14 protein-coding genes and 2 pseudogenes are annotated in these 13769 nt (G+C 69.4%); 9 read left to right on the top strand and 7 right to left on the bottom strand.

The window, feature by feature from the left end; all coding sequences use genetic code 11:
- Positions 1 to 46 precede the first annotated feature (46 nt).
- Positions 47 to 322, bottom strand: a complete 276-nt coding sequence (locus tag ABZ459_RS50030; protein ID WP_357987714.1) for a hypothetical protein — start codon at positions 320 to 322, stop codon at positions 47 to 49.
- A gap of 104 nt (positions 323 to 426) precedes the next feature.
- Between ABZ459_RS50030 and ABZ459_RS50025 the strand changes: the two are divergent.
- Positions 427 to 669: pseudogene (locus ABZ459_RS50025) on the top strand (helix-turn-helix transcriptional regulator); the annotation flags it as partial.
- Between the two features lie 71 nt (positions 670 to 740).
- Here ABZ459_RS50025 and ABZ459_RS50020 read toward each other — a convergent pair.
- Entirely contained in the window at positions 741 to 2519 is a 1779-nt protein-coding gene (locus tag ABZ459_RS50020; protein WP_357987712.1) for a WD40 repeat domain-containing protein, read from the bottom strand.
- Between the two features lie 189 nt (positions 2520 to 2708).
- Here ABZ459_RS50020 and ABZ459_RS50015 point away from each other — a divergent pair, with 189 nt between their 5' ends.
- From ABZ459_RS50015 to ABZ459_RS50005, 3 genes are all read left to right on the top strand, one after another.
- A complete protein-coding gene (locus ABZ459_RS50015; RefSeq protein ID WP_357987709.1) occupies positions 2709 to 3812 on the top strand; it encodes a hypothetical protein in 1104 nt (367 codons plus the stop codon).
- A gap of 442 nt (positions 3813 to 4254) precedes the next feature.
- Positions 4255 to 5127 carry a class D beta-lactamase gene (gene blaOXA / locus ABZ459_RS50010; protein WP_357987706.1) on the top strand — a complete coding sequence of 291 codons (873 nt, stop codon included), beginning with the start codon at positions 4255 to 4257 and terminating at the stop codon, positions 5125 to 5127.
- Positions 5124 to 6437 carry an MFS transporter gene (locus ABZ459_RS50005; protein ID WP_357987704.1) on the top strand — a complete coding sequence of 438 codons (1314 nt, stop codon included), beginning with the start codon at positions 5124 to 5126 and terminating at the stop codon, positions 6435 to 6437. Before blaOXA ends, ABZ459_RS50005 begins: the two co-directional genes overlap by 4 nt.
- Before the next feature lie 168 nt (positions 6438 to 6605).
- On the opposite strand, the gene ABZ459_RS50000 is transcribed toward ABZ459_RS50005, so the two are convergent.
- On the bottom strand, positions 6606 to 7040 hold the full coding sequence (locus tag ABZ459_RS50000) for a hypothetical protein (protein ID WP_357987701.1): 435 nt from the start codon (positions 7038 to 7040) through the stop codon (positions 6606 to 6608).
- Between the two features lie 93 nt (positions 7041 to 7133).
- On the opposite strand from ABZ459_RS50000, the gene ABZ459_RS49995 reads away from it, so the two are divergent.
- From ABZ459_RS49995 to ABZ459_RS49980, 4 genes and pseudogenes are all read left to right on the top strand, one after another.
- Positions 7134 to 7835, top strand: coding sequence for a hypothetical protein (locus ABZ459_RS49995; RefSeq protein WP_357987698.1), 702 nt, complete (start codon positions 7134 to 7136; stop codon positions 7833 to 7835).
- A complete protein-coding gene (locus ABZ459_RS49990; RefSeq protein WP_357987695.1) occupies positions 7772 to 8710 on the top strand; it encodes a hypothetical protein in 939 nt (312 codons plus the stop codon). Before ABZ459_RS49995 ends, ABZ459_RS49990 begins: the two co-directional genes overlap by 64 nt.
- Before the next feature lie 377 nt (positions 8711 to 9087).
- A complete protein-coding gene (locus tag ABZ459_RS49985; RefSeq protein ID WP_357987692.1) occupies positions 9088 to 9636 on the top strand; it encodes an RICIN domain-containing protein in 549 nt (182 codons plus the stop codon).
- Between the two features lie 810 nt (positions 9637 to 10446).
- Positions 10447 to 10728 (top strand): annotated as a pseudogene (locus tag ABZ459_RS49980) (recombinase family protein); the annotation flags it as partial.
- Positions 10729 to 10825: 97 nt separating this feature from the next.
- On the opposite strand, the gene ABZ459_RS49975 reads toward ABZ459_RS49980, so the two are convergent.
- From ABZ459_RS49975 to ABZ459_RS49960, 4 genes are all read right to left on the bottom strand, one after another.
- A complete protein-coding gene (locus ABZ459_RS49975; RefSeq protein WP_357987841.1) occupies positions 10826 to 11335 on the bottom strand; it encodes a hypothetical protein in 510 nt (169 codons plus the stop codon).
- 2 nt (positions 11336 to 11337) lie between these two features.
- Positions 11338 to 11835 carry a PadR family transcriptional regulator gene (locus ABZ459_RS49970; RefSeq protein ID WP_357987689.1) on the bottom strand — a complete coding sequence of 166 codons (498 nt, stop codon included), beginning with the start codon at positions 11833 to 11835 and terminating at the stop codon, positions 11338 to 11340.
- Positions 11832 to 12350: an RNA polymerase sigma factor gene (locus tag ABZ459_RS49965; protein ID WP_357987686.1), complete on the bottom strand. Its 519-nt coding sequence runs from the start codon at positions 12348 to 12350 to the stop codon at positions 11832 to 11834. The genes ABZ459_RS49970 and ABZ459_RS49965 overlap by 4 nt, the downstream gene beginning before the upstream one ends.
- Before the next feature lie 63 nt (positions 12351 to 12413).
- On the bottom strand, positions 12414 to 12596 hold the full coding sequence (locus ABZ459_RS49960; protein WP_357987683.1) for a hypothetical protein: 183 nt from the start codon (positions 12594 to 12596) through the stop codon (positions 12414 to 12416).
- Positions 12597 to 13254: 658 nt separating this feature from the next.
- On the opposite strand from ABZ459_RS49960, the gene ABZ459_RS49955 reads away from it, so the two are divergent.
- Positions 13255 to 13683, top strand: coding sequence for a tyrosine-type recombinase/integrase (locus tag ABZ459_RS49955; protein WP_357987680.1), 429 nt, complete (start codon positions 13255 to 13257; stop codon positions 13681 to 13683).
- Positions 13684 to 13769 lie beyond the last annotated feature (86 nt).

Genomic DNA, 13769 nt, shown 5'->3' with positions numbered 1-13769 from the left:
CAATGTGGGCTTTGGGCTTATGTGGGCTGCCCCCCTTCTGGCGGAATCAACGCCGCCTCGAGGTCCTTTGCCGGGCAGGGCGCATGGTTGCCTCTGGGTGAACGGCGGCGGTAGCACGCCAGGCGCGGTGCGCGTTGAGCAGCGTCGCTCTCTGGTCGGGGCCGGCATCGCGCAGCACCATGCGCAGGCTGACGAGATCGAGCAGGACGCGAGCGATGTCCGTCATGCCGCCGCGAGGCCGGCGCAGCAGCCGCGCCAGCACACCCACTACGGCCGGAGCCGCGAGGAGGGCGAACAGGTGGAGGTGGGCAGGGTCGAGCATGACGAACGCTCCTTCGCTGTCGGTCGCCTCGGCCGGAGGATCCGGCGGTACTTCACCTTCAGATGTACGCTCGGACAGTGTTCAAGGGAGTGATCTGAACCACGATGAACCGCGAGGCCGAGAAGGGCTCGGTGGGCGTGGGCAAGCAGATAGGGCCATCTGGCGCTCGCGCCGAGCTCACCGCCCGGCTGCGGGGGGCCATGACAGGGCGGGGCATGCGGCAGGCCGACCTGGCCAAGGCCGCGGGTTTGTCGACGGGAGCGATCAGCACCGTCATGAACGGCAGATCGGTGCCGACGATCGCCACTCTGGAGCTGTTGGCCGGCGCGCTGGGCGTGAGCGGCGACGCCTTGAAGCAGCTGTATCGGCTCAGGGACGCGGCCGATGTCCGCGTACGGCATTCCGATGGCTTGCTGCCCTACCTTCCCTGCCGGCTGACACAGCTCCCGGCTGGTCGGCACGCATGGCCAAGCCTCCGCCCGCGGCCGGTCATCTTGTCGCCAAGCCGCCCGGCCCGCCGGGGGCAGGGGCAGACCGGGCGGAACTCCGCCTCTGGGACGTACTGCTGCCATTCGGCCCGCGCCAGCGAGGGGCCGGGAAGCGCGCACACGGCGGCGACCGGATCCTGCGGCGCGGCCGTCCGCCAGAGGCGTACCGTGTCGCCGCCGGCGGCGAGCATGTCCCCGGCCGGGCTGAACGCGACCGAGGACACCCAGCCGTCCGCGAACGGGAGGTAGGCGATCTGCTGGCGGGTGGCCACGTGCCATTGCCGTACGGAGCCGGTGTTTGCGCTGCCGGCGGCCAGGAAGTCGCCATCGGGGCTGAACGCGACCGAGGTGACCGGGGCGATGCCGTCGGCCAAGGGCGTGCCCACCTGTTTTCCCGTGGCGACGTCCCACAGCCGTACGGAGCCGGTGGCGCCGCCGCCGCGGCTGCCGGTGGCCAGCGTACGGCCGTCGGGGCTGCAGGCGAGCGAGGTGACCGAGCCGGACGGGTTGGAGAAGGACGCCAGGCTCTTGCGGGAGCGCACGTCCCAGACGCGTACCGTGCCGCCGCTGTCGGACACGTTGCCGCTGCCGCCGGCCATGAGCCTGCAGTCCGGGCTGAACGCGACCGCCTTGACCGGGCCGGTCGGCTCCGTAAAGGACAGGATCTCCTTACGGGAGCGCAGGTCCCAGACGCGTGAAGTGCCCCGGGAGGCGGACTCGCCGCCGCTGCCGGCCGCCAGCAGGGTGCCGTCGGGGCTGAAGGCGACCGCGTTCACCGCGCCCCTCGGGTCGGTGAAGGTCGCCTCCTCCTTCCAGGGGTTCGCGCGCCACACCCGCACGGTGCCGCCGTCCTCGACGGTGGCGTCGACGCCCGAGCTCAGCCGGGTGTCGGCGTTCCAGCTGTTGACGTTCGCGGAGCCGGTGGCGAAGAGCCGGCCGCCCGGGCTCACCCCCAGGGAACGCGGCCAGCCCGGGATGCCGGCCAGTCGCTCGCCGATCCTGCGGCGGCGGGCCGTGTCCCATACCGTGATCTCGCCGTCGACGGTGGAATCCCTGGTCACCGCCAGGGTACGGCCGTCCGCCCCGAACGCCGGCGAGACCACGGCACCGAAACCCGGGTACGTCCTGATCCTGCGCTGGAGGCCGATGTCCCACAGGCGGACGGTGCCGCCGATGTTCTGGCCGATCATGCCGTCCTGCTCGCTGCCCGCGCCGACGGCCAAGGTGCGGCCGTCCGGGGCGAAGGCGAGCGAGGTCTGCGCGTCCGGCGAATCGGCGGTCAGGGTGCCGAGTTGTTCGCCGGTCGCCGCGTTCCAAAGGTTCACCGTGCCGCGAGGGGCGCCGCTCGCGGCCAGGACGTGGCCGTCCGGGCTCAGCGTCATGTCCGCCAGCGACACCGGACCGGTCCTGAGCAGCGGGTCGCCGATGCGATCGTGGGAGGCGGCGTCCCAGCTCCACACCGCGCCCGAGGAGGTATCGCCGTCGCCCTGGACCCCGCCGGCCAGCAGCAGGCGTCCGTCGGGGCTGTACGCCACCGCGTGCACGGCGCGCCCAGGCGGACTGAGCGGGTGACCGGTCCGCGACCGGCCTCTCAGATCCCAGAACCAGATCCTGGCGTCCTTGCCCCGAGAGCCGCCGCCGGCCAGCGTCCGCCCGTCCGGGCTGAACACCACCTTCTCCATGAGGGCGTGTTCACGCGGGCGGAGCACACCGGCAGGGCGGCGCGTGGCCACGTCCCACAGCCGGATCGTGCCCCGGCCGTACAGGGCGGCGCCCTAGCGATCAGGCAGGAACACAGATCACTTGATCATTGGCCCCTGCCAGTGCCGCACCCGCCGTGCGCACACCGAAATGCCGCCCCGGCCGGCCGGCGCCCTCGCCGGCTAAACAGCCAGTTCATGCAGGACGAAACCCGCCTCCGAACTGCAAACGGCAGCCTGGAAAAACGCCCGAAACCCTGGGCGTCGTCTCCTGATGGCCGTCAAGGTAGGAGGAACCCCCGTGAACCTCTGACGGTCATGAAGCATCGCTCGGTCGCACTCATCTTTGCCGCCGTCCTGCTCGCCTTCGCGATCACCTGGATGCTCGGCGCCGGAGCGTCCTGGTGGCTGCAACACGTCGACGGCGCCGTGGCCTGCACCGGACACACCGACCCAAAGGCCATGGGAGTGACGTGCCTGTCAAGCAGAGACTGGGTGACGGCCGCCGACAGCCTGGGCCGCCTCAAAATAGGCGATCAGCAGCTGCCCGTCTTGACCGGCCACCCGGTCCTTTACGTCAGCAGCGCCAACCGCACTGGCCATCCGCCCGCCGCCACGGCGGCCGGGGTTGCGCCTTCGCGTTCGAGCCCCATTCGATTTTCCGATTTTGCGGTTTTGGGCGCCCGATTTAAACGCTCAAGCCTTTTCCCACGGGTTCTCAGGCAGTTCTCCTGGCGCTCACCATTACATCATGTCATGTGTGACATGCTACTGCTTGTGTGTGGCGCGAGGCCGCACGCCCGATCATCAAAGGGGAAATCGTTGAAGCAGATCGTCAAGCGTGGAGCCGCGGTACTCGCCGTAGGGGCGGCGGCCGCGGGGGCGCTCGCGCTGAGCAGCCCGGCATCCGCCGCCACGACTACGACCACCTGCAGTGACAGTGTCCTGATCTCGGGTCTCTCCACTAAGGCCTGCGTGGATCTCACGGGCACTCAGGCGCGGTTCTACGGCACAGTCGGCGCGCCCGGCATCGCGGAGCCTGGCCCCGGCGGAGTCATCACCCCACAGCGCGCAGAGGTGGAGGTGTCCGGCCAAGTCGTCGGTGGCCTGTTCCTCGGCTCCCGGCGGCAGTCGGTGAGCATCTGGAACAACACCGTGACCGTTGAGGGCACCACCGCGACCGCCCCTTGCGGATCGACGATTCGCGCCGAGGTCAAGCTGTCCCAGGGGCCCGTGGGTCCCGGCGGGCCCAGCTTCTACGGCCCTGCCTCCGTCACGGTGGATGCGCCGATCGGCTGCTGAAACAGATGGATCGACGGTGGGTGCGGAACAGCCGTTCCGCGCCCACGTGCGCATGCCCGCGGCTCGCGCCACATCAGAGCGATGAGGGCCTGGCCGCCGCCGCCATGCTGGACCGGCCCGCCGGGCGATCGGCTACCTGCTGGCCCACCAGCAAGCCGACGGCGGCTTCGAGTTTCGGCCCGAACAGGTCGCTCCCCGTCCCGTCCCCCACCACCACCCCGCCCACCCCTCGGTCTGAATCCTGACCGCCCTGGGAGACCTCCGCCACGACCACGCCCTGAGACAACAAGGGCTGTAGGGGGAGACGCCGAACGGCAGCGGTGAGCGATCCATGATCGTCGCCGTCGGCGGCTTCTCTGCCAGCGGGTATACGAATTCGAATATCGGCCGTCCAGTGATATCGATATTGGACAGTTCAGATGTCCCGTGATCTCCTCTGCGCATGAAGAAGGCAATCCCCCAGGCCCTCCGTTCCGGGCTGGGCGTCATCGTTTTCACCTCACTCCCCCTCCTCGGCACCCCCTCGTACGCGGCCACCGCCTCAGCCGGCGCCGCCACTGTGACTGCCGAGGTGCGGCCGGGAACGACCGTGCGCGACGACCTGCGTACGGTGTTCGTCACGGCCGGGGTGCGGGGCACGTTCGCGCTGCTGGACGTGTCGTCCAAGACGACGACCGTGGTGGACCGGCGGCGCGCGGAGACGCCGATGGTGCCCGCGTCCAGTTTCAAGGTCCCGCACGCGCTCGTCGCGTTGGAGACGGGCGTGGTCAAGAGCCCCGACGAGGTGATCCCCTGGGACGGCACGCCGCAGCCGTATCCCGAGTGGGAGAAGGACATGACCATGCGGGAGGCCGTACGCATCTCCAACGCGGCGGCGTTCCAGGTGATCGCCCGCCGCATCGGCCTCACGCGCGAACGTCAGTGGCTGCACCGGCTTGGCTACGGCAACCAGCAGACCGGGACCGTGGTCGACCGGTTCTGGCTGGACGGCCCGCTGAAGATCTCGGCGGTGGAGCAGACCCGGTTCATGGAACGGCTGGCAGCCCTGCGCCTGCCCGCCTCCCGCGCGAACCAGCGTACCGTGCAGGACCTGATCCTGATGGAGAAGAAGAACGGGTACACCCTGTACGCCAAGTCAGGCTGGCAGAACGCCCCCAACCCCGGCACCGGCTGGTGGACGGGCTGGGTCGAGCGCGGCGGACGCCTGTACACCTTCGCCCTGAACATGGACATCGCCAAGGACGCCGACGCCGCCAAGCGCGCCACGCTCGCCCGTCAACTGCTGTACCGGCTGAACGTCCTGCCCGCGGCGTGATCGTCTCCCCCGCAGACCACGGTGACCGTCGCACGGTCACCGTGGTCGTCACCGTTCAGGCGGCCATCTCGCTGGGCTACTTCGCGGCCATGGCGCACGTCGTCCTGCACCTGCGAGCCGACCTCGGGCTGGCCGCCGGAGGGATCGGCCTGGTGCTGGCGCTGCGCAATCTCGTGCAGCACGCGCTCTCCCTGCCGGTCGGCGTGCTGGTGGACGTACTCGGCCCGGTACGGATGGGCATTCTGGCGTGCCTGCTGCGCGCGGCCGGGTTCGCCCTGCTGGGCATTGTGTCCAGCCTGCCCTGGCTGATCGTCGCCATGGTGCTGCTGGGCACGGGCGGGGCGCTGTTCCATCCGGCGGCGCAGTCGCTGCTGGCCGGGCTCGCCGAACGGCGAAGGGCGCGCGGATACGCGGCGTACGCGATGACGTTGCAGGTGGCGGCGGTGGCCGGCCCGGTGCTCGGGCTGGCGCTGCTGAACGTCGGCTACTGGCTGGTGGCGCTGACGGCGACAGCGCTGTGGGGCGTGGCGGCGTTCCTGTTCTCACTCCTGCGGCACGTCCCGCGCGTACGGGTGCCGCACGGGGTCGTCTCCGGGGTGCGAACGGTACTGCGGGACCGGGTCTTCATCGGGTTCGCGGCCGTGTCGGCACCCGCCATGCTGCTGACCGACCAGTCGTCGGTGGTCGTACCGCTCGGCGGCGCGGACGCGGCGGCGGTCACCGTGTTCTCCTGCGTGCTCGCCATGGTCTCGGCCGCGGTCCAGCCGTGGTGCGCGGTACCCGGCCGCGCCGACCGACCGCACGTGCTGCGCGCGGGACTGCTGCTCACCGCAGGCGGCCATCTGCTGCTGGCAACCGGCGCGGGCACCGGGCTGCCAGGCCTGGTGCTGGTGGCCGTGCTGCACGGGCTCGCCGACGGACTCCTACAGCCGGCGGTGTTCCAGACGATCGCCCGGCTCGCCCCGCCGACGCGTTTCGGGGCGTACCTGGGCGTGCAGACGTTCCTGTCGGGCCTGGTCGCGTTCGGCGGCGGCATCGCGGTGGGCGGGTTGTTCGACCGGGGACCAGGCGGCGCGACGGCGGCACTGGTCATCCTGACGTTGACCGCCTGCGCCGCGGCGGCCTGCGTCCGTCCCCTGCCTGAGCAGGCGATCGACGCCCGAGACGCGATGCTGCCGGTCACGCCCGATGCCGGTTCATCCCCGTGGAGCGCCGGATGGCAGCCGAACTCCGGCAATGACAGGACCGACGATTTCCCCAGCCGCGCCGAAGAGCTCAGGGACGGTGTCCGCGACGCGACGAGGTCATGACCGGCGGGACCGTCGCCATCGCGCCCATGGCCCGGTCGGCGAACCTCTGACTGGCAGACCTCTCATGATCGGCCGGTCGCTCTCTGGCTCGCCGCCGGGCCCAGTGCTCGGTCGCCGGCACCGATTCCGTGGTCATCGCGTCGCCGGCGAGCTGATCGTGCTCGTTCATCACCCGTTCCACTTCGAGCCGAAACAGACGCCGATCCAGACCATGAGCTGATCCGGCAGCGCGTCGGTGCTGTTGATGATCTCGGGCAGCGAGCACCGTTCCCGCAGGTCCTTCAGCGCCTCCCAGTGCGCCAGAGGTGGCTTCTCCCCCGGTGTGATCGTGGTGGCCACATCGCGCACGCGGACGATCAACGAGTGAGTGAGCGCCAGCGTCTGCGTGTAGCTGCCCGCATAGGGCAACGCCACCGATCCCGCCTCGGTAACCACGGCGATCAGCTGCTCGACCAGCCAGCATGCGAGCGGAGAGTCTGCGGGCCGGATCATCACATTGCCATAGCCCCCGCCGGGCCCGAGCAGAGCAGCGGTGGGGTCGACAGCCTGGGCCGCCTCAGAATAGGCGATCAGCAGCGCCTTCCCGAACCGCTCGAAAGTCATGATCAAAAGCCTGCCCGCGTGACGGTCAAGTCCCGGCCGCCGCCGCCCCCGACTGCCGGGGACATGGACGCAGCTGAGATGCTGGCCTAGCTGGTGGCAAGGCTGCTGGCCGAGCAGGGCCAGGTGGGCGAGCTGTGGGCGTGTGCCGATGCCGGAGACGCAAACGCCGTGGAACGGCTGGCCGATCATGTGCGGGTCCACAAGAACGGCTACCGGGCCCGGGGTGGCCAGGGTGCCGACGTGATCAACGGCTACCGCGGCCGCGTGGTGGCCATCGACGGCGTGCTCCGCGTGCTGGTCGAATGGCGTGCTCCGCGTGCTGATGGGCCGCGCCTGGAACGGCAGTGGCTCGACCGGGGGTTCATTGCGGCCGGCGGGCTCGGGTACGGCACCGCCATGACGGTGGCCGCCACGCAGGGCGCCACTGTGGATCGGGCCCTGGTCTACGGGTATGGGCTGGACCCGCACAGCCTGTATGCGGCCATGAGCCGCGATCGCGATGCCGCCTACCTGTATCTGCCGCGTGAGCTGCTGGAGAGCGATGCCGACCGGGCCCGCCTGGGCGAGCCGGAGGGGCATGAGGTCGAGTTGCAGCGCGTCGTCGCCGCCTACGCCGCCACCCTGAGCGGCGACCGCGCCAACCGTCTGGTCACCACCGAACCGAGCCGATCGCCGGTCAGCACGCAGGACAAGTGCGAGATGGCGAAGGCCTGCGTCGGGCCCGACAGGAGTTGGTCGACGCCGAGCGTGAGGCAACGGCGGCCGTCCGCCGGGCCAGCGTTCTGCTGGCGCTGACCCGGAGCCCGTACGGGGTCGGCCTGCTCACCGACGGCCAGCTGGCTGCCCGCCAGCACACGCTGAGCGAGCGCGTCACTGCGGCGGCCGCCGCCGTGCAGGCCGCCGAGCAGGACATGCGCCACTACGCCCGTGATGGCGGCGGTCCTGCCGAGCAGGCGTTGCAGCAGAAACGAGCCCACCTGGCCGAGCAGGCGCGCCAGGTCGAGGCCGCCGAGCAGGCCGCCCGCCGGCTGCAGCAGGCCCGCCAGGAGGTGGCCGGCGGCCGCGAGCAGATCCGCCGGCTGGTCCAGCGCGAGAGCCGCCTGCAGCGCGAGCTGGACGGGCTGGACCGCCTGCGTCCCTCGCATCGGGCTCGGCGCCGCGAGCTGGAGGCCGCGCTGCCCCGGTTGCGCGAGGACCTGGCCGCCGCGCGTGAGCGCCTGGCCGTGGTGCTGCGGCAGAGCCCGGTGTTGGAGGCAGCCGCCGAGCAGACCGCCGCCATGGCCCCGCCGGTCACCGCCTGGCCGCTGGTTCGGCGCCGGCACCACGATCTCGAACGTGACTGGGAATCGGCCCGGCGCGGGGCACGGGCACGTGACGTCGACGCCGCCGCCCATCGCGTCGGCCGCGGCCGCCAGGTGCACCAGGCGGGCCAGGCCGAACTGGCCGCTGCGCATGACGAACGCCGGCGTCGCGCCTACCTGCCGCTCGACCGGCGCGAGAGCGAACATGCCGCTCGCGCCGAGCACGCTCAGCGCCAGCGCGATACGGCTGCCCGCGGCGACGGCCCGGATCGTCCGGCGCTGGGGCGGCAGAGCGAGCGTGTGCGCCCGCAGCCCTATCGGCCGCTACCGAGCCAGGGCGTCGACCGCGGGCCCGGCCTGAGCCGCTGACCGGTGACACCAATTGGTGTCACCGGCAGAAGAACCGCAGGCCGGGCGGCGTTCAGCTCATGCTGTCGGCCCACCTCGCACTCCTCGCCCGCCGCCAGCCGCTCGACGGCGGCCAAGGTGCCCCTGCGGCCCCGGCTCAGCGCAAGACCCGCCGCGAGTACGAGAACCGGGTCAGCGCACTCGCGTCCTGACCATGATCGTTCTCACCGATAACCGCTGTGCCGATGTTCCCCGAGGCCGGAGTGCCTCCAGGCAGGACGCCCGCGCCCCCGGTCTGGAGTGACATACCTCCAGAACCTACTCAGATAGCCGTTCCATCTGGAGGAACGGAGTGGAACGCCATTGGGGTGACACGTTCACACAATCAGGAGGAAATCGTGCGCCGCTCATTCCTGGCCCTTCCCTTCGCGCTCGCGCTGGCCTTCGGCCTGTCGTCGGCCGCGCAGGCCGACACGCCGACCGCCATCCGGTCCGCCGCCTCCTTCAGCGCCAAGTGCATCGGCCTGGCCAACAACGGCAGCACCGCCAACGGCACCAAGCTGGTGTTGTGGGACTGCCACGGCGGCGTCGACCAGTCCTGGTTCGGCCGCTCCGACGTCTCCATCCGCAGCTTCGCCGGCACCAACAAGTGTGTGGGCCTGGCCAACAACGGCAGCACCGCCAACGGCACCTCCCTGGTGTTGTGGGACTGCCACGGCCACAACGACCAGCGGTGGGTCCTCACCCCCACCTTCGACGGCAACCACCACTACCTGATCCGCAACTCCAAGTCCGGCAAGTGCGCGGGTCTGGCCAACAACGGCAGCACCGCCAACGGCACGTCGCTGGTGTTGTGGGACTGCCACCAGGGCGCCGACCAGAGGTGGGTGCTGCCCGAGCCGTACAACTCCGGCAACTCGCAGTTCGTCTACGGTTTCAGCCGCTGACGATCTTTCCCGCTATGCTTGCGGTGTAACTATCATTACACCGCAAGACAGTGAGTTGCCCGGGGTGAAGATTCCCGCCCGGGCGGCCCGGCCGGCCGGGAGTTCCAGGAACAGGAAGAACGTCCTGATCGCCTGGGCGCGCGATGGCCGCGTGCCCCTGGCCGTGTTGGGGGGCGAGGAGGAACTCCTCAGGAATTAGCGGTAGCGACGCCTTGATCCTTATCGATGACGGTATGTGACGGCTGAGTTCCTGTCCGATGATCAAGCAGCGGCCTACGGGCGCTTCTCCGGTGAGCCGACCCGAGCGGAGCTGGAGCGACCTCCGTTGGCTCTCGGAGGCTTCCAGCTCGCGGCCACGCCCCATCGACCGATGGCACGCGTGTCGGATCCCGTCCGTCACCGAGCTCCGTCGCCGCGCCCGTATCGCCCCCGACAAGCGGGGCAAGAGCGAGCATCGCGGACGCCCCCCGCGGAAGACCACCATTGGGAGTCAGGAGATGGATCAGGCATCGGGCCTGAGTGCTTGGCGCGGCCCTACCCGTTCCCCCCGACAATTTCGGGGCAGGTGCCCGGGCCGGAGGGTTCCCAGTGCCCGGGTCCGGCGTGAGGACACCCTGTACGGTGACTGGCTCATCGCCATCTTCGCCCGCCGGTACCACGCACCGGAGCACGAGCCCAGCTCCGCCTGTTCTACGAGAGCATTCGTCGCGTGCTCGGACGCCTCTCCCGTAGCAAGGTCGTTGGGCTCTCCGCGATCCCCGTCGTCGAGACCCGGCTTGCTCACGGTGCCGCCTTTCAGGACACCAGGGGATGCTGAGCTTCCTCATTCATGGTCGCGCTGCCGACAGCCTTGTCAGCCGCGCGAAGTGGTCTCCACGCCCGCAACATGCAGACCACCTCGCGCATTCGTGCCGCGACATTGTGGAGGAGATCATCTCCACCCGTCGCAAGGACTGCCCCAAGCTCCAGGCCGTCATCGCTGGGATGAAGGCCGGGGACACGCTGGTCATCACCAAGCCCGACCGCGTCGCGCGCAGCGTCAAGGAGCTGCTGGTCTTCCTGGAGGACGAGCTCGCGCCGCGCGGCATCAACCTGCACATCCTGACCGGCATCTGCGCCGGCATCCACCGCCCGGACGGGCAGTCCATGGCCGACAAGATGCTGTGTAGGTCACGGCTCGCGTCCCGCGTCAGGGGGTCAGTTCCTCGAGCCTTTGGAGCAGGCGGGCTTGTGCCTGTCGGCGTCGCAGTCCCATCAGCGGGCTACGGACCAGTGTGCTGGTCATCAACCGGCTGCGATATAGCGATCGGATGCCGTAGAACACGGTGAGTGTGGTCTCGATGAAGTCGGCTCGTTCGGCCGGCGGAAGCCAACGCGCCGACAGCCGGACTGTCAGGCGGATTACTCGCCGCACGAAACCGTACCGGGCGGTGAGCAAGCCGAACAGTAGATAGGCAAGCCATGCCACGGCGAGCGGGACACTGACGAAGGTGGGAAGTTCCGAACCTTCAGGGGTGACGTAATCCCACAGGAACGTGAGTGCCCCCAGGACGAGTGCCGCACTGGAGGTGAGCAAGAAGCCCTTCTTGCCGTTCACCGACTGCGTGTAGTTGTTGCTGAACGCCCCGACCGCCCACATCCCGGCGCTCAACACGCCGCCCACCAGGAGGAACCCGAACATCATGGAAAGGAGCAGCACGGTCAGGTCCCTTCTGTGAGGGAGCGGTGGAGCAGGCCACCAGTGAGAAACGCACCGGCTTTCTGCTGTTCGAGGTAGGCGGTCATCTCGCCGATGCCCCGAGGACCTTCAGCGGTCAGACGGTAGAGCTTGCGGCGCGGCTGGCCCTCTGGGACACCGCTCTCCCATCGCTCTTCCACCCAGCCCGCTTCGACGAACTGACGGATCACTGGGTAGATGGTGCTGGGCGGCAACCCCAGATCCTTACAGATCGTGAGGTCGTCGAGGGTCTCCTCAGCGTTCTGGCGAAAGTAGCGGCCGATCGAGATCGTTGCGGGACCCAACGATATCCAGATCGCTGCCTTGGCCGGGACGTTCAAGGCGGCGCGGATCTCGGCGGAGCGTGCCTGGACGCTCGCCAGGATCGCGTCCAGATCCAGTTCCTGCGACAGCTCCGCCGCCAGCTCACGCTGGCTCTTCCGAAGCCGGGCATCCATGTCACGCTCGTGGTCGTTCCTCACCTGCCCTCCTCCCTATCCCGGAGCACAGCTTTCAGTTTGCGCCGTGCATGGCGCAGGTTCGAATTCACCGTGCCTCGCTTCATGCCGAGAATTCCGGCGATCTCATCGGGATTAAGCCCGTCGTAGTAACAGGCCATGACAGCCCGCTGCTTGTCCGGCAGGCACGCCAGCAGCGCCACGACTTCCGACTTTTCCTCGATGACCGAGGTGCTGGCCTCATCCTCATGGGAAGACCCCGCCCATCCGCCCTCGATTGCCAGCGTCAGGCCCCGCCGGTCATGTTTAGCCACCTTCGCCGCCTGCCTCAAGGCCACCTTGCACACCCAGGCGTAGGGAGACCGAATGGCCTCCCAGCCCACCCCGGCACGAGCCATCGCCTCAACCGTGGCCTCCAGTGCTTCCTCCCAGCTGTAGTTATGGCTCAATAACAGCGCCATGACGCGCGAGAACTGCTGCTTGAAGAACGTTTCGAAGCTCTCATACTCCGGAGGATCAGAATCCTCACTCGTGATCACCTGGCCTCGTCACCACCTGCTACGATCAGCGCCATCCCGGCTACCAGTACCGGCGAAGAGTCATCACCGACGAAATCGCGGTACCACAAGGCAGAGCACGATGACCAGGCCGACGGCCAGCCCGGTCACCGCAATTGAACGGGTACTCACATACAGGCCGCCGATCCCGGCCGCTACCGCGTTGAACAGCACCACCATGTCTCCGACCGGCTGGCTGGGGCGGTTATTGCCCTCATCCACGCTCATACCGGTTTAGAGCGTCGGCCCCTCCAGCGAGTGCAAAGCCCTCGGCAGAAACTCCTACTTTTCGGGGTGTCGGTTCCCCGCTCCTTCGTAACCGGACAGCGCCTCGCTTCTGTCCGGTCCAGAGCTTCGGCGCGGCCCAATCAAGGCGAACCGCGCTGAACAAGGCGGTGGCATGTTTCGCTCGTATTCCGGCCCCACCTGTTGGACACCCGGGGCCAGCCGATCCAATCGGGACGCGACCGTTACCTGCGCAAACCGTATGCTGATCCATCGTCATCGACCAGGACAAGGCCGCCACCATCGTGGAGGCCTACCGTCAGGGCCCTGGCACCCGAGCACCAGGTCGCCCCAAGACCATACGCCGCGTCCTGGGCGCTGCCGGTGCCCGCACTCTGCCCGACCACCTCGACATCGCTCCGACCGGCCCCGGCGAGCGGCCCACCGAGAATGCGCCGGACCTGGTCGTGATCCTCGATCTACCCGGCCTCCTGGCCCACCACCTGCGCACCGTCGGCAACAATCTCGTCCGCCAAGCCCTCACCGGGGGGAAGATCATCTGCCGTGGCCAGGGCCACTCGGTGCGCCTCGCGGGGCCGCGAGGCGGTGTAGGTCCGGGGGCATACCAGCAGCCACGGGATGGCAGCCAGGATGCCCGGGGGTGGGCGTCGATCACCTCGCGGGCGACCGCGCCATCCCCTACGCCCGGCTGGAGACGCTGTTCACCGACGATCGCCACCCGCTGGGCGAGCGGGTGCTGTGGCGGCTGCTGTATGAGACAGCAGCCCGGGCGGAAGAGATCTTGTCTCTCGACGTTGAGGATCTCGACCCCGAGTTCCGCCGCGCCCGCGTCACCTCCAAGGGCGGCACCCTTGAGTACGTGCACTGGGCCACCGCCACCGCCCGGCTGCTGCCCCGCCTGCTCCAAGGCCGCCAGGCCGGCCCCGTCTTTCTGGCCGACCGGCGCGCCCCCGCCTCCGGCCGCCGCGCGCCCGCGGCCGCCGACATCTGCCTGATCACCGGCCGCGGCCGACTGTCCTACCCGCGCCACCAGAACCCTGCCCATGGCGGTGTGCACTGCCCCCGATGAGGCCGTGTCAGACGCCTTGGCGTATGTACAGGTCGCGCAGCAGGCCGATCTCGCCGCCGTGATGCGAGACCTCGACCAGGGCGTGC

This window comes from Nonomuraea sp. NPDC005692 (assembly GCF_040631115.1).
In the GTDB taxonomy this organism is placed as follows: domain Bacteria; phylum Actinomycetota; class Actinomycetes; order Streptosporangiales; family Streptosporangiaceae; genus Nonomuraea.
This window is presented reverse-complemented; position numbering and strand designations above follow the sequence as displayed.